The sequence below is a fragment of the Kitasatospora sp. NPDC058190 genome, assembly GCF_042883685.1.
Classification (GTDB): Bacteria; Actinomycetota; Actinomycetes; order Streptomycetales; family Streptomycetaceae; genus Kitasatospora.
In genome coordinates this window covers 1-19093 of record NZ_JBHVVI010000010.1, presented here as the reverse complement: position 1 = coordinate 19093, position 19093 = coordinate 1, and the positions used below count along the sequence as shown (strand labels likewise).

Genomic DNA, 19093 nt, shown 5'->3' with positions numbered 1-19093 from the left:
GCGGGGGCGCTACCTCGCGCCGGCCTCCGGGCAGCGGGCCGACGCCGCCGTGAGTTCGGCGGCCGTGGGCGGGTTGGCGCCGGGGCGGGAGACGGTGAGGGCGGCGGCGGTGACGGCCTGGGTGAGGCAGCCTCGGAGGTCGGTGCCGCCGGCGCGGGCGTGCAGGAAGGCGGCCATGAAGGAGTCCCCGGCGCCGACGGTGTCCGCGACCGCCACCGGGACGGCCGGGGCCTGCTCGCGGCCGCCGTCGGAGGTGAGAGCGAAGGCGCCCTCGGCTCCGAGGGTGACGGCGACCACGGCGGGGCCCAGGGTGAGCCAGCGCTCGGCGACGGCCTCGGCGGGCTCACCCGGGTAGAGCCAGGCCAAGTCCTCGTCGCTCGCCTTCACCAGGTCGCTCAGCGCCACGCAGCGCTCGACCCGTCGGACGGCCCGCGCCCGCTCGCCCATCAGCGCGGGGCGCACGTTCGGGTCGTAGCTGATCTGCGCCCGGCCGCGCCAGCGCTCCACCAGGGCCAGCACCGAGGCCGCGCCCGGCTCGCTGACCGCGCCGATCGAACCGAAGTGGACGGCCGCGGGGGTGACGGTGAGGTCGGTCGGCGGGAGGGTCCAGCCGACGTCGAAGGTGTACCGGGCCCGGCCCTGTCCGTCCAGCCGGACCACCGCCGAGGGCGTCCGCGCCACCTCCGCGGCCCGGACCTCCACCCCGGCGGACTCCAGGTGCGCGCGGATCAACCGCCCGTTGGCGTCCGGCCCCAGTTCGGTGAGCAGCACGGCGGGCCGGCCCAGCCGCGCCAGGCCGTAGGCGAGGTTGGCGGGGCTGCCGCCGGGGTGCACGACATCCGGGGCCCCGTCCGTGCGGACGATGTCGGCGACGCACTCGCCGATCACCAGTACGTGGGCATCGGGGCTGGTCACTGCGGCTCCTGGCATCCGGTGGGCGGGCGTCGTCCCGGCCGTCAGCCTACGGGGTGTGCCCGGGAGTCGTCAGGGCATGAAAGTACGGCCGCCGGACCTGGCCAGGTTCTCCGACGGCCGTGGCCCCGTCCGTCAGGGGACGAAGCACCTCGAACACTAGACCCCGCCCGGGCACCCCGCCAGCACTGCGAGCCGTCCGGGGGATGTCCGCGTGTCGTCACGATCCGGGCCGTCCCGCCCTCGCGGGCCTGACGGTCCACTAGCATCCCTGCCCGGTGCGTCGCGTGCGTACCGCTGCACGGCCCCGACTGTCGGCTCCCGAAGTGCGGTGATCACCCTGTTCAGGCCCCGTGCCGGTCTCGCCCTGACGCTCGCGCTCAGCGCGGCGGTGCTGTCCGCCGGCGTGCCGTCGGCCACCGCCGCCGACGGGCTGGGCGACCCGGTCTTCCCCTCGCTCGGCAACACCGGCTACCGGGCGCTCGCGTACGACCTCGCCTTCGAGTACCGGGCCGACACCCGCACGGTGGACGCCACCGCGGTGATCACCGCCCGGCCGGACCGGACGCTCGCCAGCCTGTCGCTGGACGCGCTCGGACTGGACGTGCGCGCCGTCCGGGTCGACGGGCGGCCGGCCGGGTTCACCACCCACGACGAGAAGCTGACCGTGACCCCGGCGAAGCGGCTGCACCGCGGCACCACCACGCGACTGACCGTCGAGTACACGGCCGACCCGCGCGCCAGGCTGCCGCACACCGGCTGGGTCCCGACCCCGGACGGCTTCGCGGTGGCCGGCCAGCCCGCCGGCGCGCACACCGTCTTCCCCTGCAACGACCACCCCAGCGACAAGGCCCGCTTCACCATCGCGGTGACCGCCCCGGACCAGCTGCTGGGCGTGGCCAACGGGGAGTTGACGCGGACCGAGCGGCTCGGCGACGGCCGCATCACCCGGCGGTACGTCTCCCGCGAGCCGATGGCCACCGAACTGGTCCAGGTCTCGGTCGGCGACTACACCGTCCGCGAGCGCACCGGCCCGCACGGGCTGCCGCTGCGCGATGTCGTCCCGACCGCCCGAGCCACCGAGCTGGCCCCGGCCCTGGACCTCACCGCCGACCAACTCATATGGGCCGAGCGGCGCTTGGGCCCGTTCCCGTTCGAGGCCTACGGCCTGATGCCGGCCAACACCGACGACCCGGCGGCCTTCGCCTTCACCGGCCTGGAGACCCAGACCCTCACCCTCTACAAGCCGGACTTCCTGCGCCAGGGCGAGCCGGCGATCGGTTCGCACATGATGCACGAGCTGGTGCACTCCTGGTTCGGCGACAGCGTCTCCCCCGCCACCTGGGCCGATCTGTGGCTCAACGAGGGGCACGCCGACTACTACGGCCTCGACTACCGCTACGAGCGCGGCTGGCCCGACGACTGGGGCCACACCACCCTGGTCGACCGGATGCGCCATCTGTACGGACTCGGCGACCAGTGGCGGCACGACGCCGGACCGGTCGCCTCCCCCACCGCCGACCACCTCTTCGACAGCCAGCGCTACACCGGCGGCGCGCTGGTGCTGTTCGCGCTGCGGGAGAAGGTCGGCGCGGACACCTTCGACCGGATCGAGCGCACCTTCCTGCGCGAACACCGCTACGGCACCGCGACCACCCACGACTACGTCCGCACGGCCTCCGAGGTGTCGGGGCAGGACCTCGGCGGGTTCCTCACCGACTGGCTGTACGGGTCGCGCACACCGCCGATGCCGGGTCACCCGGACTGGACGGTCGAGCCGGTGTCCTCGACCCCGCCCGCCGCCGCCCGGCGGTTCGACACCGAGGCGGTGCCGGGATCGGGAACGCTCTGATCTCCTTTCGTACGGTCTGATGCCTTTCGCCCGCCCGGTCGCGCGGGGAAGTGCGTCCGGGCGCTCCCCGTACGCCCCTGACCGGGCGGGGCCGGGCGGGCCATGGTGGTCCCCACGGCCCGCCCGCCGCCCGGCCGAGTCCCGGCCGGCTCGCGGGCCGTCCAAGGTCTGCGGCCCACCCGCCCTCGCACCTGCCCGCCTGCCCGCCTGCCCGCCTGCCCGCCGTGAGAAAATTTCCGCCGTTGACAGGCAACCCACACCGCCGCCCACCGCGTTCAGCAGCCGTGAGAACGACACCATCGAGGACGCGGCCCGACCGGCCGCAACGGCTGACGGGAACGGTGCGGAGACCATGGCGGGGACGGCTGCAGGATGAGGGACGCAACACCAGGACCGGACTTCGCGGAGTTCGTCGCCGCCTGCAGTCCGAAACTGTTGCGCACGGCCTGGCTGCTGACCGGCGACCCGCACCAGGCCGAGGACCTGTTGCAGACCGCGCTGGCCAAGCTCTGGCCCCGCTGGGAGCGGATCGCGCCCGACCGGCCCGAGGCCTATCTGCGGAAGGTGCTGGTCAACTGCCACGTCTCCTGGTGGCGGCGGCGCTGGACCGGGGAGCTACCGCACGGCGAACTCCCGGAGCCGCCGCCGGCAGCCGCCGACCCCTTCGAGGGGGTGGTGCTCGGCCAGGTGGTAGCCGAGGCGGTCCGGGCGCTGCCGCCGCGCCAGCGCGCTGTGGTGGTGCTGCGCTTCTTCGAGGACCTCAGTGTGGAGGAGACCGCCGAGGTGCTGCGTTGCACCCCCGGCACGGTGAAGAGCCAGACGCACCGGGCACTGGCCTCCCTGCGCGGACGGCTCCCGGCCCGGGAACTGCTGCTGAACGGGGGACGCCGTGAGCTGGTCTGAGCCGAGGCGCGACGGCGGGGAGACCGAGGAGGAGGAACTGCGCGACCTGCTGCACCGGGCCGTCCCCGCCCTGGCCGCGCCGGAGGACCGGATGGAGCGGGTGCTCGCACGCGCCGACCGGAGCAGGCGACGGCGACGGGCCACCGGGCTCGGACTCGGACTCAGCGGCGGGCTGCTCGCCGCTGTGCTGGCCGCCGCGCCGGCGATCGCCCCGGCGCCGGACCGGGGCGCCGTCGGACCGGCAGCGGAGCGCCCGGCGGGCACCTCTTCACCCTCGTACGCGCCGACGCCGTCCGTCTCGCCCGCGCAGGCCGGGAACCTCGTGCGCTTCCCGCAGGCCGACGGTCTCACCGCCGCCCTGCCGCCGGGCTGGTACGCACAGGTCTCGGGCGTGGACGGCCCGGGCGACCACCTCGGCTACCTGGCCAACCGGCAGTTCGACACGAAGGTCCCCTGTCCCCAGACGGCCGTCTTCTGCCCGCCGATCGGAGCGCTGACCTCGGACCGAGCCCTCCTCACCCTGAAGGTGGTCGGGTTTACGGACTCGACCGGAACGACCGGCGGGGAGACCACCGGCATGGTCGGCATCGCGGTCGACAAGGACTGTGCCAGCCAGAACGGCAACCAGGAGCTCGTCGGGCACCGGAGCGTCATCCTCCGGAACGCCGGTGTGCGGATCGAGCTGACGGCCTGTGTCCGGGCGCCCTCGGACCGGACGCTGCAGCAGGTGCAGCAGGTGCTCGACTCCCTCCGGATCGCCCGCTGACCTTCCGCCCGTCCTCCTGACCACTCATCGACGGAACGGACCCGCCGTGTCCCTACCCCGTCACGCCCTCGTGGGGTAACGGGGGACCACGAGGCGCTCGCGCGCTGAGGAGGCCGCGCTGTGCGAGTCGGGTGACCCGGTGGATCCGGAACCGCCCGTAACCCTCGCGGCGCAGCCTCGTTGGACCGGCCATGAAGAAGCGCAGCATGCTCGCCGTCGCGTCGCTCGCCGTGGGTGTCGTGGCCTCCCTCACCGCGCCGAGTGCGCACGCCAGTGCCGTCGGCGGTCAGGAGGGCCTGCCCGGTTCGCTGACCAGCGCGCCGGACGCGCTGCCCGGGCAGGTCGGCGACGCGGGCGGCGTGGTCGGGCACGCCACCGGGTACGTGACCGGGTCAGCCGACGGGCTGGTCCCGGTCACGCCCGCGTAGTAGTCGGGGCCGGTCGGACAAGAGGCAGGTCAGGACAGCGGGGCGCCGAGGTCCTGGGTCCACAGGGTGCCGGCGGGGCTGTTGGCCACGCCGATACCGACGTCCTTGAAGCCGCAGTCGAGCATGTTGGACTGGTGGATGCCGCCGTCCATCCAGCGGGAGAAGACGGTCGCCGGCGCGGTCGGTCCTCGGTCGAGGTTCTCGCCCCACTGGGACCAGCGGTAGCCGGCGGCGGTGATCCGGGCGTCGGGACGGACGCCGTCAGGGTTGACGTGATCGAAGAAGTTGCGGGCGGCCATGTCGTCGGCGTGCTTCTGGGCGGAGCTGTGCAGCCGGGGGTCGATCCGCAGCGGGGCGCAACCCGCCTTGGCGCGTTCGGCGTTGACCAGGTCCACGAGCTGCCGTTCCGGACTGGGTGGCGGCGCGGCGACGGTCGGCCGGGTCGTGGTCGGCGTGGGAGTCGGCGTCGGAGTCTCGGTGGTGGGTGTCGGCGTGGGTGCCGGCGTGGGCGTGGGCGTCGGCGTCGGGGTGGCCGACGGGGTCGAGACCAGGGTCGGCAGGGCCTCCAGGGCGGCGGCCGGGGCGGTCGGTTCGGGTGCGGTGACGCGCGGCGGCTCGGCGTGGTTCGGCCAGACCAGGGCGAGGGTGGTCACGGCGACCGCTGCGGCCGCGCCGCTCGCCAGGGCGGCCTTGCGGGCGGCGGTACCGGCCCAACCGCCGTGGGAGCCGGCGCCGCCGGCCGTTCCGGTGCCCGCGCCTCCGCCCGTTCCGGCACCTCCGCCGGTTCCGGCCGCGCCGCCTCCCGCGGCGGCGGCGGAGTGCACGGCGGTCGTGGCGGCGGTGGCCGCGGTGTGCTGGAAGTGCAGCAGGGCGGGCGAGTCCAACGGGATCGGGACCAGGACGAGCCCGGCCAGCAGCCCTTCGGCGGGGAAGAGGTCGCGGCCGAGGCCGTCGCAGGCGCCGCAGCTGCGGATGTGGCGGGCGATGCGCTTGCGCCAGACCGAGTTGGGGGTGCCGTCGAAGCCGGCGGTGACCTCGGAGAGCCCGGGGCAGCGCGGGTAGGCGCCGAGGGCGCGGACCACCATCCGGCCGGCCTCCAGCTGTTTCTTCATCCGCTGGACGCGGACGGCGGCGTGCTGCGGGGACAGGTCGATGGCTTCGGCGAGCTCGGCGCGGGTGAGTTCGCCGCTGGCCTCCAGCCACCACAGGGCGAGCAGTTCGCGGTCGTCCGGGTCCAGCCAGCGGGTGGCCTCGGCCACCTCGCGGCGCTGACCGGAGAGGCCGAGGCGCAGGATGGTCAGATCGGTGAAGTCGGCTCGGGGGTCCGGGACTTCCCAGGTCTCGTCCAGACCTCCGACGGTGAGCTGCTGCTGCCCGGCCGCATGGCGACGGCGCACCTGGTTCATGGTGATGGCGACCAGCCAGGACCGGAAGGACTCCGGGTCGCGGAGCCCGTCCAGGCCGTCCAGGGCGCGGATCATGGTCTCCTGGGCGACATCGTCCACGTCGGCGTGGCCGGCGAGGGCGCGGCCGGCCACGTTGTAGACGAGCGGCAGCCAGGTGGCGACCAGCGCCTCCTGGGCCTGCCGATCGCCTGCCTGCGCCGCGAGTACCAGGGTCGTCCCGGCCCTGTTCTGCACATCAGCGTTCATGGTCCGCACTCCGTCTTGCCGTGTTTCCGTCCGCCGCTGCCTCCTCGGAGACCGGTGGGGAGTGATCAGATAACAACAATGTGCGCGGAATCGGAAAATCGGCCCGGTCGAGGGCCGGTGCGGGAGCTCCCCCGGCTCCGGTGCCGGAACCGCCTCGCCCGGTGGAGATGCCCGGGGCAGATCAGGAGGGGGCGGCGAAGACCTGGGTCCACCACGGACCGCCGGAGCCGGTCCGCACGCCCACCCCGAGCTGCTTGAACGCGCAGTTCAGGATGTTGGCGCGGTGGCCGGGGCTGTTCATCCAGGCGTCCATCACGGCCGCCGGGTCCTTCTGGCCGCGGGCGATGTTCTCGCCCCAGGTGCTCCAGCTGTAGCCGGCGGCCTCGATCCGGTGGTCGGCGTGGTAGCCCTCGGGGCTGGCGTGGTCGAAGTAGTTGCGGTCGGCCATGTCGTCGCTGTGCGACTGGGCCGCGCTGGCCAGCCGGGGCTCGGCGGCGACCGGGCCGCAACCGGCCTTGGCCCGCTCGGCGTTGACCAGGTCCACCACCTGCTGGGCGTACGAGGAGGACGGGCCGCCGCCGACCGGGGTGGGGGCCGGACCGGCCACGGCACGCTGGGCGGTGGCCGCTGCTGCGGCTCCGGCTCCGGCACCGGCGCCGGCGCCGCTCGCGGCAGAGCGGGTCGCGGTCGGGCTCTGCTTGGCGGTGGCGGTGGGCTGAGCGGTCGCGGTGGCCGTCGCGGTGGGCTGGGCGGTCGGGGAGGCCGAGGCGGTCGCGGTCGGGGAGGCCGACGCGCTCGGGGTGGCCGACGGGTCGGTGGCCCCCGCGCTGCCCGGCGTACCGCCGCCGGGCGCGGGGACCGCTCCCCCGGTGCCCGGCACCTGGATGCCCTCGTGCGTCCCCAGCTCGGCGGCTATCAGCGCGTCGGCCGCGTACGCCTGCCCGGCGAGGTCCCGGTCGGTCTGCTTGCCGCCGAAGGCCGCGTACCCGGCACCGGCCAGCGCCGCGACCAGCCCCGTCCCGGCCACGGCGGCGACGACCGCGGTGACCGGCAGCAGCCCGCCGCGCCTTCGCGCCCGGCGGCCACGACCGCCCAGCCGCTGGGCGGCCCGCCCGCCGGGGCGGCCGTGGGAGCCGCCGCTCGCCGGGATGATGGTCGTCCTGTCGTCGCTGTTCACGTGGCCACTGCTTTCTGTCCAGGTCGGCGGGTCCGGGTGCCGACACCTGGGAGACCCCCCGGCGGTGCGCCGATAACAGAAAGTCCGAACGAATGTCCGTCAGCCTGGTGACAACCTCAGCGGGCCGGGCCCTCCGGGGCCATGTCGTAGGTGACGAACATGGTCCGAACGGCCACCTGGTCGTACTTGCTGCGCGCCCGGTGGTTGTTGTCCGAGGTGATCCAGCGCACGGTGCTCCAGCCGCGCTCGGCGGCGATCTCCCGCAGCCGGGCCAGCAGCAGGTCCACCGCGCCGCCGCCCCGCACCTCGGGGGCGACGAACAGGTCGTCCAGGAACCCGCCGACCGCGCCGTGCAGCGGCCGGGAGAAGGGCCGGAAGTGCGCGAGCCCGACCGGCGTCCCGTCCACGTCCCGGACCAGCAGGCCCTCCAACTCGTGCGCCGGGTCGGTCAGCCAGGACCACACCAGCTCGGCCTTCTCCTCCGGCATCGGCACCCGGTAGAACTCGCAGTAGCCGCGGAAGAGTTCACGCCAGGCCGGATAGTCGCCGGCCTCCGGCACGCCGACGGTCCAACGGTTCACGGCGGTGGTGCTCAACTCGGTCTCCCTCGATCGGGTGGACGGTGGAGAGCCAGCATGACGACCCGCCGGCCCGGCCGCCGATCTCCATGGCGGCCAACACCCGTTGCCCGGCACGCCACTCCGGCGGCTTCCCCGATGCCGGCGGACCACCCGGAAGAGTGACGCGCCTTCCCCGGTCCGGGCCCGTCGCCTACGGTGGGTCACCCCGAGGGCGACGACCGGAGGTTCCCCGTGGCGGACGAGCCGACCGTGCAGTACCGGAGCTACGCGTGGGAGGACGGGGAGGGCGGCCGCTACATGGTCCTCTACCCGGGCACCGAGGAAGCCGACGAGGAGCGCAAGGCCCGCTTCCGCGCGATGGGCGCGCGGGAGGCGGAACTCCTCCGGGCAGAGGAGGCCGCGGAGGCAGCGAAGGCGGCGAAGGCGGAGGTGGGAGTGGAGTGGGGGCGCCCGAGGCCCGCCCTGCGGCTGGTGCGCGGAGAGGGCTCCTGATCCGATTCGGAGGCCTCGGGCGACCGCAGGCGCCGCACCACGGCACGCGGTCCTCACCCGGATCGCCGACCACCCCGACGACGACCTCGGCGCACCCGCCCTCGCCGCCTGCGCCATGATGACTGGGCTTCTCCCCGGACACCCTCTGAAAGGCGCGCCCGTGCGCATCGTCATTCCGCTCTTCGACGGGTTCACCGCACTCGACGTGGTCGGCCCCTACGAGGTCCTCCGGATGCTGCCGGACGCCGACGTCGTCTTCGCCGCCGCCGCGCCGGGCACGTACCCGGACGGCGAGGGGCGGCTCAGCCTGGTCGCGACGGAGTCCCTCCAGGACGTCACGGAGGCCGACATCCTGGTGGTGCCCGGCGGTCCGGGCACCCGTCGTCTCCTGGCCGACCAGCCGCTGCTCGACTGGATCCGCCGCGTCCACGCCACAACCCGGTGGACCACATCGGTCTGCACCGGCGCCCTGCTGCTCGCGGCAGCCGGCCTGCTCGACGGCCTGGAGGCCACCACCCACTGGGGAGCCGTCGAGCTCCTGGAGTCGTACGGCGCCAAGTACACGGAGCGTCGCGTCGTGGAACAGCCCGGTGGCATCATCACCGCCGCCGGCGTCTCCTCCGGCATCGACATGGCCCTGCGCCTGGCCGAACTCGCCGCGGGCCGGGTCGCCGCCGAGGCCTTCCAGCTCGCCATCGAGTACGACCCCCAGCCGCCCTTCGACTCCGGCTCCTACCAGAAGGCGCCCCAGGAGGCGAAGGACTACCTTGCGGCCCGGCGACGCTGACGAGCGGCGGAGCCGGGGATCCGGCCGGCCCCGAGCCGTCCGGGGCAGGGATGGACGGCGGGCCGCCGAGGCCGACACCGTCGCCGCGGTACGGGAACTCGCCGCCGCCGAGGGGCTGTGACAGACACCATTTGGCGGAGTAACGTCAAATTCAAACCTGCCGCTCGGCAAGGAAGCCGCGACGGGGGGCGAATCGGCCGTTCTCGGCAATCCGGCCACCGCACCCTCCGTGCGCGGAGCAGTGGCGGTTAAGTTGGCAATGACAACGAGAGGCGGCCGTCGGGCAGCCGGCGGCGCACTGGTGAGAGGTGCCCGACCATGCAGGTGAGCGTCGACCGGAACCGCTGCTGCAGCTCCGGGTTGTGTGCCATGAACGTCCCCGAGGTGTTCGACCAGGACGACGACGACAGCCTGGTGAAACTCCGTCAGACCACCCTCCGACCCGACCAGTTCGCCGACGTCAGACTGGCCGCCGAGCTCTGCCCGAGCGGTGCGATCACCGTTGTCGAGGACGGGCCGGAGTCGAGTTCGGAGTCGGAGTCGGAGTCGGAATCCGAGTCTGAATCGACTGCCGGATAGATTCCCGCTCCGGGGAAACAGTTTGACGATCCATCACCGAACCGAGCCCCACCCGAGGACACCGCGACGCAAGGAGACCACGCCTTGACCAGCACGCCCACCACCCAGGCCGTCCCCGTCCCGGCCCCCCACTCCAGCGGCTGCCCGTTCGGCCCGCCACCCGCGTACACCGACGCCGCCACCAGAGGCCGGATCGTCCGCGCCGACCTGCCCGGCGGCGACCTCTGCTGGCTGGCCACCGGCTACGCCGAGGTCCGCACCGTCCTGTCCGACCACCGGTTCAGCGCGGACGTGCGCCACCCGTCCTTCCCGCTGCTGGCCCCCGGCCGCCGGGAGCTGCTCACCGCCAACCCGAGCTTCCTGCGACTCGACGACCCCGAGCACGCCCGGCTGCGCCGCATGGTCACCGGGGACTTCCTGGTCAAGCGGGTGGAGGCGCTGCGCCCGGGCATCCAGCAGATCGTGGACGAGACGCTGGACGCCATGACGGAGGGCCGGACGGAGGCCGACCTGGTCGCCGGGTTCGCGCTGCCGGTGCCCTCGCTGGTGATCTGCCTGCTGCTCGGCGTGCCCTACGACGACCGCGACCACTTCCAGGGCCTGAGCCGGACCCTGCTGAGCAGCACGAGCTCCCTGGAACAGCTCACCGCGGCCCAGACCGAGATCCTGGACTACCTGCGCGGCCTGGCGGCCCGGAAGCGGGAGCGGCCGGAGGACGACATCCTCAGCCGTCTCGCCGCACGGGACGACCTGACCGTGGACGACGTCGCCGGCACCGGGTCGCTGCTGCTGGTCGCCGGGCACGAGACGACGGCGAACATGCTCTCGCTCTCGACCGCTCTGCTGCTGGAGCGGCCCGAGCAGATCGCCAGGCTGGCCGACCCGACCGCCCTGCCCGGCGCGGTGGAGGAGCTGCTGCGCCTGCTGACCATCGTGCACACCGGGCTGCCCCGGGTGGCGCTGGAGGACGTGGAGCTGGGCGGCGAGACGGTCAGGGCCGGGGAGGGCGTGATCGCGATGCTCTCCACCGCCAACCGGGACGAGGCGATGTTCGGCGGTGCCGAGCAGCGGGCGACGGACGAGCTGGACCTGGACCGGGACGCCCGGCGGCACATGGCCTTCGGCTTCGGTGTGCACCAGTGCCTAGGCCAGCCGCTGGCCCGCGCCGAGCTCCAGATCGCGCTGGAGACCCTGTTCCGCCGGCTGCCCGGGCTGCGGCTGGCCGTCGAACCGAGCGAGCGGGAGTTCCGCACGGAGTCGTTCATCTACGGGATGCGCTCGCTCCCGGTGGCCTGGTGACCGCACCCCGTTGAGGTCCGGGAGGTCGTCGGGGTCCGGGCAGCCCGGCAGCCGGAAGGCCCGCCGGGTCACCCGGCTGGCCCCCGCGCCGGGGCGGAGGCAGGCTTGAAGGGCGAAAAACAGTTCGGCCCTGCCGCGCCTGAGAACCGGCGCGCGCGGCCCGGCCGAGGAGACGGAGCCCGCGATGACGGACATGAGCGAACGCTCCGAGGTGAGCAGCGACCGCGAGGAGGACGTCCGCGCCGCCGATCCCGAGGAGGGCATCACCTCGATGCAGAACCTGCACGCACAGGACACCTCACAGGCGGAGGGCGACCCCATGCTGGACGAACCCGGCTCCACCAGCTGACCGTCCGCCACACCGATTCGACCGCCCGGCGGGACCGGGCGGTCTCTGCGACCGCAGGTGTCACTGCCCGGGCGGCGGTTCACCGGCGGGGGAGGATAGGCGCATGACCGAACACGATCAAACCCGTCGGCAGCCCCGGCCGCCCGTGGATCCGCGCACCGCATGGGCGACCTGGACCACTCAGTCGATCATCAGCGGCCCCGGCGGGGTCTCCACCGCCGAGGTCGGTCCGATCTCCGGCGACCTCACCGTCCACACCACATGGGTGGACGGCGAGGCGCGGCTGACCGTGCAGTACACCGGCGCGCTGGACTGGTACACGGTCACCGGAAGCCCGGTGCCCGCGGCGGACGAGACCACCGCGCGGGCGATCCACCAGGCGATGGTGAACGGCGTCAAGGCGGGGCGCGGAGCGGCGGCCCCGCCGTCACCCACGGGCTAGCGCGTCCGCAAGGGGGCTCGCCGACGGGTGCCCCGGCCCTCGACCGTCGGCCCGGCCGCGGCGACGGCAGCCGCGGTCGGGGCGTCGGCGCGCGGGGTGCGGAAGACTCCCGTGCGCCCTACCCGGTGATCTCCACCCCGCGCCAGAACGCCACCCGGCCGCGCACGTGCTCGGCCTCCGGCTTCGGGTCGGCGTAGAACCAGGCGGCGTCCGGGTTGGTCCGCCCGGCCACCTCCAGGGTGTAGTAACCGGCGGTGCCCTTCCAACCGCACACCGTGGTGGTCTCGGAGGGCCGCAGGAACTCGGCCCGGACCGACTCGGCCGGAAAGTAGTGGTTGCCCTCGACGACGACGGTGTCATCGCTCTCGGCGACGACGACTCCCTGCCAACTCGCTGTGGTCATACCGGCGATTGTGCCCCACGGCCGATCACCCGCCGGGCGGTTCGGGGAAACCGGGACGCACGCGACGGACGCACGCCCTACGGCAGCGGATGCGCGTGGACCGGCACGTGCGGGCTCTGGTGGCCGCCGCTGGCCAGCATCCGGACCTCGCCCGCGTCGCTGATCTCGGCACGGACGATTCCGGTGGCGTCCTCGTACACGGGGTGGCCGCCCGGGCCCTTCGCGTCGGTCCGGGTGACCACGACCACGTCCTGCGGGGCCTGGGTGCCGGGGGTGCCGGGGAAGGTCAGGGCGTAACGATTGGCGGGGTTCATCTCCGGCTCCTGCTCCCTGTCAGTGACCTGTCCGCGTCAGACGGTGGCCTCGGCGACCCGAGCCTGCGAGCCGCGGACCTCCAGCTCGGCGAGCAGCCGGGCGGTGGCCTCGGTCACCGCGTCCACGGCCCGGTCGAAGGCCTCGCGGTTGTGCGCCGCCGGGGCGCGGAAGCCGGACACCTTGCGGACGTACTGCAGCGCGGCGGCGCGGAAGTCGGCGTCGTCGGCGTCGGGCGTCACGGGCGGTCGCAGCGTCTTGATGTTGCGGCACATGCCCCCAGTCTCGCGCGCGGGCGCCGTGTCGGCGACCCCCTCTCGTCACATCCGCCTCACAGGGGCGTCATCCGGCCGGATGAGGATGCCGGACGAACGAATCGCCCGCCGCGCCCGTACCCGGCGCGGGCATCACTCCGGAGTCACCCCCTTGCCTCTCGCGCTGTTCGCGCTGGCCGTCACCGCTTTCGCCATCGGCACCACCGAATTCGCCGCCATGGGGCTGCTCCCCCAGGTCGCCGACGGTCTGCACGTCTCCATCCCGCAGGCGGGCTGGCTGATCTCGGCCTACGCGCTGGGGGTGGTGATCGGCGCGCCGCTGCTCACCGCGCTGGCCGCCGGAAGGCCCCGCAAGGCGGTGCTGGTCGCGCTGGCCGCGCTGTTCGCGACCGGCAACCTGCTGTGCGCGGTGGCACCGGACTTCTGGACGCTGGCCGCCGCCCGGCTGATCACCGGGCTCCCGCACGGCGCCTTCTTCGGGGCCGGGGCGGTGGCCGCCGCCGAACTGGTGGCGCCGGACCGGCGGGCCCGGGCGGTGGCGGTGATGTTCTCCGGACTGACCGTCGCCAACATCGTCGGCGTCCCGGCCGCCACCCTGCTCGGCCAGCACCTGGGCTGGCGGGCGACCATGCTGGTGGTGGTGCTGATCGCCGCCGCCGGGACGCTCGCCATCGCCCGACTGGTGCCGGCCCTCCCCTCCTCCGGGCAGGTCGGGCTCCGGCACGAGCTGCGGGCCTTCCGCAGCGGGCAGCTCTGGCTGGCACTGGCCACCGTGGTGTTCGGATGCGGCGGCATGTTCGCCTGCTACAGCTACATCGCGCCGCTGCTCACCGAGGTCTCCGGGTACGCGACCGGCTCGGTGACCCTGGTGCTGGCACTGTTCGGGACCGGCATGACCATCGGCAACGTGCTCGGCGGGTTCGCCGCGGACCGGGCGTTGCGCCCCACCGTCTGCGCGGCCTTCGTGCTGCTCTCGGCGACGCTCGCGCTGTTCGCGGTGACCGCGCACGCCCGCTGGTCGGCGGCGGTCACGGTGGTGCTGATCGGACTGTTCGGCTTCGCGATCGTCCCGGCGGTGCAGACCCTGGTGCTGCAGAAGGCACGCAGCGCGCCCACGCTGGCCTCGGCGACGGTGCAGGGCGCCTTCAACCTGGCCAACGCTCAAGGGGCCTACTTCGGCGGGCTGGCGCTGGACGCCGGGTTCGGCTGGACCTCGCCGACCCTGGTGGGCTCGGGCCTCGCCGCCTCCGGCGCCCTGGTCGCGCTGCTCGCCTGGGCGGCCGACCGGCGCCGGCCGGTGTCCCCGGTACCCGAGCCGGTCGCCGCCACCGTCATGACGACCGTCTAGATCCGTCTAGATCTCCCGGTGGGCGTCGGCCAGCAGCAGGTAGCCCTCGCCGTTGAGCTTGATGCCCGCCCGCTCCTCGTCGGTCAGCTCCCGGCGGACCTTGGCGGGTACGCCCGCGACCAGCGAACCGGGCGGGACGGTCATGCCCTGGGGCACCACCGCGCCCGCGGCGACCAGCGAACCGGCGCCGATCCGGGCGCCGTTGAGCACGGTGGCGTTCATCCCGACCAGGGACTCGTCCTCGACCGTGCAGCCGTGCAGCACCGCGTTGTGGCCGACCGAGATCCGCTCGCCGACCACCAGCGGGAAGCCGGGGTCGGCGTGCAGGGTGCAGTTGTCCTGGATGTTGCTGCCCGCGCCGACGGTGATCGACTCGGCGTCGCCGCGCAGCACCGCCCCGTACCAGATGCTCGCGCCCGGGCCCACCGTGACGTCCCCCACCACGACGGCGTTGGGTGCGAGGAAGGCGCTCGGGTCGACGGCGGGCACCTTGCCCCCGACTGCGGCGATCATCGGCTCTGCCATGTCTCGTCCTCCTGACGACGGTCCGCGCTACTGTCGCCGGTCAGCGTAGGGGGCCGGTCAGGACGTGGTGCGGGCGAGGTCGGGTACGGCCCCGGCGGCGAGTGGCGGGGCCTGGGCGCCGCACAGGGCGGTGACGGTGAGCCGGTTCCAGGCGGCGTTGGCGGCGTTCGCGTCCGCGACGTCGTAGACCGTGACGGCGGAGGCGAACTGCCGCTTGCCGTCCGCCGAGCCGAGCATCAGGGTGTTGTAGCCGGGGATGCCGCCGGCGTGGCCCCAGTAGGTGCCGCACGGGGTGTCCAGGCGCTGGAGGCCGAGGCCGTAGCCGAGGCCCCCGCCGGAGGTGCCGGTCTGCTGCATCGCGGCGAGTTCGGCCGGGCGCAGCAGTCGGCCGTCGAGCAGGGCGCCGATGAAGGTGGTCAGGTCGGCGGTGGTGGAGATGCCGCTCCCGGCGGGGCCGGCCATCGAGGGGTCGAGCAGGGTGATGTCCACCGGGCCGGTGTCGGTCCTGAGGTAGCCGTGGGCGTGCGAGCCCGGGACGAAGGGCGAGTGGCCGGGCATCGAGGTGCCGGTGAGGTGCAGCGGGCGGATGATCCGGCGGGTGACCTCCTCCTGCCAGCTGCGGCCGGTGAGCTTCTCGATGATCATCCCGATCAGCACGTAGTTGGTGTTGGAGTAGCGCCAGTCCTGGCCCGGCGGGAAGGCGGGCGGGTACTTGTTGGCGATGTCCACCAGGTCCTGGAGGGAGTACGGCTTGAAGCGGCGGGCGGTCAGCCAGCCCTGGTCGTCGAACTCGAAGGCCGGGTCCTGGGTGTAGTTCGCGACGCCACTGGTGTGGTTGAGCAGGTGGCGGACGGTGATCTGGGTGCTGTTCGGGACGATGCCGGGCAGCAGGCACTCCAGCCGGTCGTCCAGGTCCAGCCGCCGCTCGCCGACGAGTTGGAGCAGGGTGGTGGCGACGAAGGTCTTGGTGGTGCTGCCGATCCGGAACCGGCCCTCGGGGTCCGCGGGCAGGCCGGTGGCGAGGTCGGCGACGCCGGTGGCGTTGCGCCAGACCAGCCGGCCGTTCTCGCGGACGGCGGCGAGGGCGGAGGTGCCGTAGCCGGGGCGGGTGAGGCCGGCCAGGGCGGCGTCGGCGGCGGCCCAGTCGGCCCGGCCGTCGGCGGAGTCCGTCCGGTCGGTGCGGTCGGCGGCGGTGAGGTGGACGGCGCCGTGGCAGCCGGAGGCCAGGGAGCGGTCGGCGGGTTGGCCGACGGCGGCCGGGGCGAGGGTGGCGAGCAGGCCCGCGCCCGCGGCGGTCACGACGGCGGCGCGCAGGAACGGCCTGCGGCGCCGGACGGTGCGGTCGGTGGCGGACATGCCGTCCTCCCGGGTACGGGCCGGACGGTGCGACAACTCCGGCCGTTTCCATGGTTGTCCGACACCATGGCAGTTCGGTGGCCTCGCGTCGTCGGCCTGGCGGAGGAGGGGACCCGGACCGGTCCCGGGGCCGTACCCCGAGACGTCTCGGGGTACGGGCACCTTGACACGGGCCGGGCGACCGGGTCGGTACGGGTCAGGCGACCGGCGCCTTGTCGCGCAGGATCTCGATGAAGGCCCGCAGCCAGGCCGGGTGGTCGGGCCAGGCGCGGGCCGAGACGACCACGCCGTCCACCACGGCCTCGCCCTCGACGAACTCGGCGCCGGCCGCCTTGATGTCGGGGGCCAGCGCCGGGTAGGCGGAGGTGCGGCGGCCGTCGAGGACCCCGGCGGCCGCGGTGATCAGCGGGCCGTGGCAGATCTGGGCGACCGGCTTGTCCCCGGCGAAGAAGTGCCGGGCGATCCGCTGCACGTCCGGGTCGTTGCGCAGGTACTCGGGGGCGCGGCCGCCGGGGATGACCAGGGCGACGTAGTCGGCCGGGTCGACGTCGGCGAGGGCGATGTCGGCGGGCCAGGTGTAGCCGGGCTTCTCGGTGTAGGTGTCGTAGCCGTCCACGAAGTCGTGCACCACGAACTGCAGGCGCTTCTTGGTCGGGGCCGCGATGTCGACCTGGTAGCCCTCCTCGCGCAGCCGCTGGTAGGGGTAGAACACCTCCAGCGACTCGGCGGCGTCCCCGGTGACCAGCAGGATCTTCGATGCCATCGCCGACATCCCTCCACATGATCGATCGTCAGACCTGGTGCGGGCCCGGCGCGGTGGCCGCCGCGCCGGGACCGGTCCAACCTCCCGCACCGGCCGCACCGTTGGCAACAGGGCGCACCGGGCGCACCGCGGCGCGCAGTTGGTCTCGCGCGCCGGTCGCGAGCCGTGTGCGCCGGACCCCTGACCGGCAGCAGTGCCCGGCTGCCGCGCCGGCCCTGCCGGGTCCTAGACTCCTGCTGCCCGTTGCCGTTCCGTTCACCTCCCGGAGGAGCCCATGCCCGACCGCACCACCTACCTCGTCCTCCCCGGCTACCAGAACTCGGGCCCCGAGCACTGGCAGACCCACTGGGAGGCGGCCGAGCCGGCGGCCTTCCGCCGGGTCGAGCAGGCGGACTGGGACCACCCGGAGCAGCGGGACTGGGTGGCCCGGGTGGACGCGGCGGTGGCCGCGGCCGCCGCCGAGGGGCCGGTGGTGCTGGTCGCGCACAGCCTGGGCTGCGTCACGGCGGCCCGCTGGGTGGCCGGGGCCTCCGCCGAGCTGACCGCCGCCGTCCGGGGAGCGCTGCTGGTCGCCCCGGCGGACATCGACACCGCCGAGGTGCCGGAGCTGGTCGGCTTCCGCCCGGTGGCGCTGGAGCCGTTCCCGTTCCCGAGCGTGGTGGTCTCCTCCACCGACGACCCCTGGGTGAGCCCGGAGCGGGCCCGGGAGTTCGCCGAGGCGTGGGGTGCCCGGTACGTCGAGCCGGGTGCGTACGGACACATCAACTCGGCCTCCGGGCTGGGTGACTGGCCGGAGGGCCGAAAGCTGCTCGCGGAGCTGTGAGCACATGACCGGGGGGGACGATGGACAACCGATTGAGCAACCGGACACCGAGGGCCAGGCGCGCCCTGGTCCGCATGCTGGCGGCCTGCGGGGTGGCCGCCGTCCTGCTGTACACGGAGGGACAGTGGGAGAGCCGCTCGGGCGGGCTGATGCTGGTCGCCGACCTGCTCAACCAGCCGGAGCTGCTGCTCGGCGCGGCGCTGGCCGCGCTGATGGCGGCCGCCTGGCTGGGCGACCGCCGCACCGCCGTCCGGACGGCCACCCGCGCGGTCACGGTGACCGCCGCGGTGGTGTTCGTGCTCGGGGTGGTGGCCGCGCACAAGTCGTCCGCCGCCGAGACCCGCAGCCGGGAGGACGCCCCGGCCGGGGCGGAGCGGGCCCTGGTGGTGGTGCACCGCTCGTACGGCTCCGGGCCGCAGACCGGTGACCACTGGCAGGTGCTGCTGGAGAGCGGCGAGGGCTGGTCGGCCCGGCGCTGGCTGCTCGCGGACGTCGGCGGCGGCCCGGACGACGCCCGGCTGGTGGACGCGAGCTGGACCGGGCGGGCGCAGGTGACCGTGGTGACCGACTCCTACCGACGGGTGTTCAACCTCGACCAGGACAGCGGCGAGCCGGTCGAGGCGCGGTAGTCGGCGTTAGGGCCCGAGGGCGTGGGCGGCGAGGGCCAGCAGCGCGGCGTTACCGGCCGCGCCCAGGGCGGTGGCGGAGAGGAAGCGGGCCGCCGTGCCGTCCGGGAAGGGGTTGACGGCCATCGCGAGCGGGAAGCTCGGCATCGTCCACACCACGGCCGCCCACTGCCCGAGGGCGTTCGCCGCGTTGACACCGACCCGTAGCTCACGGGCGGCGGCGACGGCGATCACCAGGTAGCCGGCCAGGTAGCCGATCGAGGGCCAGAGGACGGCGGGGACGCCGAGGAAGCTGTGCGGCATGGCGCCATCGTCCGCCGAACGGCCGCGGGCCCCCCAGAGTAACGGGACTAAAGAGGGGGCGCCCGCGCCCCCCGGGGGCCCAAGGCCCCCCCCCCCCGGGGGGGCCGGGGTCATATAAACAAAAAAAACCCCCCCAACAA

The 19093-nt window shown here is 74.2% G+C and carries 24 protein-coding genes; 13 read left to right on the top strand and 11 right to left on the bottom strand.

Annotated elements, in window-relative coordinates; all coding sequences use genetic code 11:
- Positions 1 to 9 precede the first annotated feature (9 nt).
- Complete coding sequence (locus ACFVWU_RS06825) at positions 10 to 915, bottom strand: carbohydrate kinase (protein WP_387616548.1); 906 nt, start codon at positions 913 to 915, stop codon at positions 10 to 12.
- 328 nt (positions 916 to 1243) lie between these two features.
- On the opposite strand from ACFVWU_RS06825, the gene ACFVWU_RS06820 reads away from it, so the two are divergent.
- The 4 genes from ACFVWU_RS06820 (at position 1244) to ACFVWU_RS06805 (ending at position 4861) form a co-directional block, all read left to right on the top strand.
- Entirely contained in the window at positions 1244 to 2764 is a 1521-nt protein-coding gene (locus ACFVWU_RS06820) for a M1 family metallopeptidase (RefSeq protein ID WP_387616546.1), read from the top strand.
- A gap of 372 nt (positions 2765 to 3136) precedes the next feature.
- Complete coding sequence (locus tag ACFVWU_RS06815) at positions 3137 to 3667, top strand: SigE family RNA polymerase sigma factor (RefSeq protein ID WP_387616544.1); 531 nt, start codon at positions 3137 to 3139, stop codon at positions 3665 to 3667.
- Positions 3654 to 4433, top strand: a complete 780-nt coding sequence (locus tag ACFVWU_RS06810; RefSeq protein ID WP_387616542.1) for a hypothetical protein — start codon at positions 3654 to 3656, stop codon at positions 4431 to 4433. The genes ACFVWU_RS06815 and ACFVWU_RS06810 overlap by 14 nt, the downstream gene beginning before the upstream one ends.
- A 191-nt stretch (positions 4434 to 4624) precedes the next feature.
- Positions 4625 to 4861, top strand: a complete 237-nt coding sequence (locus ACFVWU_RS06805; RefSeq protein WP_387616540.1) for a hypothetical protein — start codon at positions 4625 to 4627, stop codon at positions 4859 to 4861.
- Between the two features lie 29 nt (positions 4862 to 4890).
- On the opposite strand, the gene ACFVWU_RS06800 is transcribed toward ACFVWU_RS06805, so the two are convergent.
- From ACFVWU_RS06800 to ACFVWU_RS06790, 3 genes are all read right to left on the bottom strand, one after another.
- Complete coding sequence (locus ACFVWU_RS06800) at positions 4891 to 6513, bottom strand: sigma-70 family RNA polymerase sigma factor (RefSeq protein ID WP_387616538.1); 1623 nt, start codon at positions 6511 to 6513, stop codon at positions 4891 to 4893.
- Between the two features lie 181 nt (positions 6514 to 6694).
- A complete protein-coding gene (locus ACFVWU_RS06795; protein WP_387616536.1) occupies positions 6695 to 7690 on the bottom strand; it encodes a CAP domain-containing protein in 996 nt (331 codons plus the stop codon).
- 116 nt (positions 7691 to 7806) lie between these two features.
- Positions 7807 to 8286, bottom strand: coding sequence for a GNAT family N-acetyltransferase (locus ACFVWU_RS06790; protein ID WP_387616534.1), 480 nt, complete (start codon positions 8284 to 8286; stop codon positions 7807 to 7809).
- 216 nt (positions 8287 to 8502) lie between these two features.
- On the opposite strand from ACFVWU_RS06790, the gene ACFVWU_RS06785 reads away from it, so the two are divergent.
- The 6 genes from ACFVWU_RS06785 to ACFVWU_RS06760 all read left to right on the top strand — a co-directional run bounded on the left by ACFVWU_RS06785 (position 8503) and on the right by ACFVWU_RS06760 (position 12219).
- Positions 8503 to 8763 (top strand): hypothetical protein, encoded by a 261-nt coding sequence (locus tag ACFVWU_RS06785; protein WP_387616532.1) that lies wholly within the window; start codon positions 8503 to 8505, stop codon positions 8761 to 8763.
- Positions 8764 to 8923: 160 nt separating this feature from the next.
- On the top strand, positions 8924 to 9550 hold the full coding sequence (locus tag ACFVWU_RS06780; RefSeq protein ID WP_387616530.1) for a DJ-1/PfpI family protein: 627 nt from the start codon (positions 8924 to 8926) through the stop codon (positions 9548 to 9550).
- 318 nt (positions 9551 to 9868) lie between these two features.
- On the top strand, positions 9869 to 10129 hold the full coding sequence (locus tag ACFVWU_RS06775; RefSeq protein WP_387616528.1) for a ferredoxin: 261 nt from the start codon (positions 9869 to 9871) through the stop codon (positions 10127 to 10129).
- A gap of 84 nt (positions 10130 to 10213) precedes the next feature.
- On the top strand, positions 10214 to 11428 hold the full coding sequence (locus ACFVWU_RS06770; RefSeq protein ID WP_387616526.1) for a cytochrome P450: 1215 nt from the start codon (positions 10214 to 10216) through the stop codon (positions 11426 to 11428).
- Positions 11429 to 11612: 184 nt separating this feature from the next.
- Entirely contained in the window at positions 11613 to 11777 is a 165-nt protein-coding gene (locus ACFVWU_RS06765; RefSeq protein ID WP_387616524.1) for a hypothetical protein, read from the top strand.
- 103 nt (positions 11778 to 11880) lie between these two features.
- Positions 11881 to 12219: a hypothetical protein gene (locus ACFVWU_RS06760; protein ID WP_387616522.1), complete on the top strand. Its 339-nt coding sequence runs from the start codon at positions 11881 to 11883 to the stop codon at positions 12217 to 12219.
- Between the two features lie 118 nt (positions 12220 to 12337).
- Here the strand turns inward: ACFVWU_RS06760 and ACFVWU_RS06755 are convergent, their stop codons facing one another.
- The 3 genes from ACFVWU_RS06755 to ACFVWU_RS06745 all read right to left on the bottom strand — a co-directional run bounded on the left by ACFVWU_RS06755 (position 12338) and on the right by ACFVWU_RS06745 (position 13209).
- Positions 12338 to 12622, bottom strand: a complete 285-nt coding sequence (locus ACFVWU_RS06755; RefSeq protein ID WP_387616520.1) for a DUF427 domain-containing protein — start codon at positions 12620 to 12622, stop codon at positions 12338 to 12340.
- A gap of 77 nt (positions 12623 to 12699) precedes the next feature.
- Positions 12700 to 12936, bottom strand: a complete 237-nt coding sequence (locus ACFVWU_RS06750) for a DUF6296 family protein (protein ID WP_387616518.1) — start codon at positions 12934 to 12936, stop codon at positions 12700 to 12702.
- A 36-nt stretch (positions 12937 to 12972) separates the two neighbouring features.
- Positions 12973 to 13209, bottom strand: a complete 237-nt coding sequence (locus tag ACFVWU_RS06745) for a DUF2277 domain-containing protein (RefSeq protein ID WP_387616516.1) — start codon at positions 13207 to 13209, stop codon at positions 12973 to 12975.
- Positions 13210 to 13360: 151 nt separating this feature from the next.
- Between ACFVWU_RS06745 and ACFVWU_RS06740 the strand changes: the two genes are divergently transcribed.
- Positions 13361 to 14557, top strand: coding sequence for an MFS transporter (locus ACFVWU_RS06740; RefSeq protein WP_387616514.1), 1197 nt, complete (start codon positions 13361 to 13363; stop codon positions 14555 to 14557).
- A gap of 6 nt (positions 14558 to 14563) precedes the next feature.
- On the opposite strand, the gene ACFVWU_RS06735 is transcribed toward ACFVWU_RS06740, so the two are convergent.
- The 3 genes from ACFVWU_RS06735 to ACFVWU_RS06725 form a co-directional block, all read right to left on the bottom strand.
- On the bottom strand, positions 14564 to 15082 hold the full coding sequence (locus ACFVWU_RS06735; RefSeq protein ID WP_387616512.1) for a gamma carbonic anhydrase family protein: 519 nt from the start codon (positions 15080 to 15082) through the stop codon (positions 14564 to 14566).
- Positions 15083 to 15139: 57 nt separating this feature from the next.
- Complete coding sequence (locus ACFVWU_RS06730) at positions 15140 to 16438, bottom strand: serine hydrolase domain-containing protein (protein WP_387616510.1); 1299 nt, start codon at positions 16436 to 16438, stop codon at positions 15140 to 15142.
- A 196-nt stretch (positions 16439 to 16634) separates the two neighbouring features.
- Positions 16635 to 17201 carry a DJ-1/PfpI family protein gene (locus ACFVWU_RS06725; RefSeq protein WP_387616508.1) on the bottom strand — a complete coding sequence of 189 codons (567 nt, stop codon included), beginning with the start codon at positions 17199 to 17201 and terminating at the stop codon, positions 16635 to 16637.
- A 274-nt stretch (positions 17202 to 17475) separates the two neighbouring features.
- Here ACFVWU_RS06725 and ACFVWU_RS06720 point away from each other — a divergent pair, with 274 nt between their 5' ends.
- Positions 17476 to 18024, top strand: coding sequence for an RBBP9/YdeN family alpha/beta hydrolase (locus ACFVWU_RS06720; protein ID WP_387616506.1), 549 nt, complete (start codon positions 17476 to 17478; stop codon positions 18022 to 18024).
- A 32-nt stretch (positions 18025 to 18056) separates the two neighbouring features.
- Positions 18057 to 18653, top strand: coding sequence for a hypothetical protein (locus ACFVWU_RS06715; RefSeq protein WP_387616504.1), 597 nt, complete (start codon positions 18057 to 18059; stop codon positions 18651 to 18653).
- Between the two features lie 6 nt (positions 18654 to 18659).
- On the opposite strand, the gene ACFVWU_RS06710 is transcribed toward ACFVWU_RS06715, so the two are convergent.
- Complete coding sequence (locus ACFVWU_RS06710) at positions 18660 to 18953, bottom strand: hypothetical protein (protein WP_387616502.1); 294 nt, start codon at positions 18951 to 18953, stop codon at positions 18660 to 18662.
- Positions 18954 to 19093 lie beyond the last annotated feature (140 nt).

What these genes read in the sequence shown, in the direction of transcription:
- ACFVWU_RS06815 (WP_387616544.1), top strand. Translation starts at nt 3,137, where the DNA reads ATGAGGGACGCAACACCAGGACCGGACTTCGCGGAGTTCGTCGCCGCC.
- ACFVWU_RS06805 (WP_387616540.1), top strand. Translation starts at nt 4,625, where the DNA reads ATGAAGAAGCGCAGCATGCTCGCCGTCGCGTCGCTCGCCGTGGGTGTC.
- ACFVWU_RS06800 (WP_387616538.1), bottom strand. Translation starts at nt 6,513, where the DNA reads ATGAACGCTGATGTGCAGAACAGGGCCGGGACGACCCTGGTACTCGCG.
- ACFVWU_RS06775 (WP_387616528.1), top strand. Translation starts at nt 9,869, where the DNA reads ATGCAGGTGAGCGTCGACCGGAACCGCTGCTGCAGCTCCGGGTTGTGT.
- ACFVWU_RS06765 (WP_387616524.1), top strand. Translation starts at nt 11,613, where the DNA reads ATGACGGACATGAGCGAACGCTCCGAGGTGAGCAGCGACCGCGAGGAG.
- ACFVWU_RS06760 (WP_387616522.1), top strand. Translation starts at nt 11,881, where the DNA reads ATGACCGAACACGATCAAACCCGTCGGCAGCCCCGGCCGCCCGTGGAT.
- ACFVWU_RS06755 (WP_387616520.1), bottom strand. Translation starts at nt 12,622, where the DNA reads ATGACCACAGCGAGTTGGCAGGGAGTCGTCGTCGCCGAGAGCGATGAC.
- ACFVWU_RS06750 (WP_387616518.1), bottom strand. Translation starts at nt 12,936, where the DNA reads ATGAACCCCGCCAATCGTTACGCCCTGACCTTCCCCGGCACCCCCGGC.
- ACFVWU_RS06745 (WP_387616516.1), bottom strand. Translation starts at nt 13,209, where the DNA reads ATGTGCCGCAACATCAAGACGCTGCGACCGCCCGTGACGCCCGACGCC.
- ACFVWU_RS06735 (WP_387616512.1), bottom strand. Translation starts at nt 15,082, where the DNA reads ATGGCAGAGCCGATGATCGCCGCAGTCGGGGGCAAGGTGCCCGCCGTC.
- ACFVWU_RS06730 (WP_387616510.1), bottom strand. Translation starts at nt 16,438, where the DNA reads ATGTCCGCCACCGACCGCACCGTCCGGCGCCGCAGGCCGTTCCTGCGC.
- ACFVWU_RS06725 (WP_387616508.1), bottom strand. Translation starts at nt 17,201, where the DNA reads ATGGCATCGAAGATCCTGCTGGTCACCGGGGACGCCGCCGAGTCGCTG.
- ACFVWU_RS06720 (WP_387616506.1), top strand. Translation starts at nt 17,476, where the DNA reads ATGCCCGACCGCACCACCTACCTCGTCCTCCCCGGCTACCAGAACTCG.
- ACFVWU_RS06710 (WP_387616502.1), bottom strand. Translation starts at nt 18,953, where the DNA reads ATGCCGCACAGCTTCCTCGGCGTCCCCGCCGTCCTCTGGCCCTCGATC.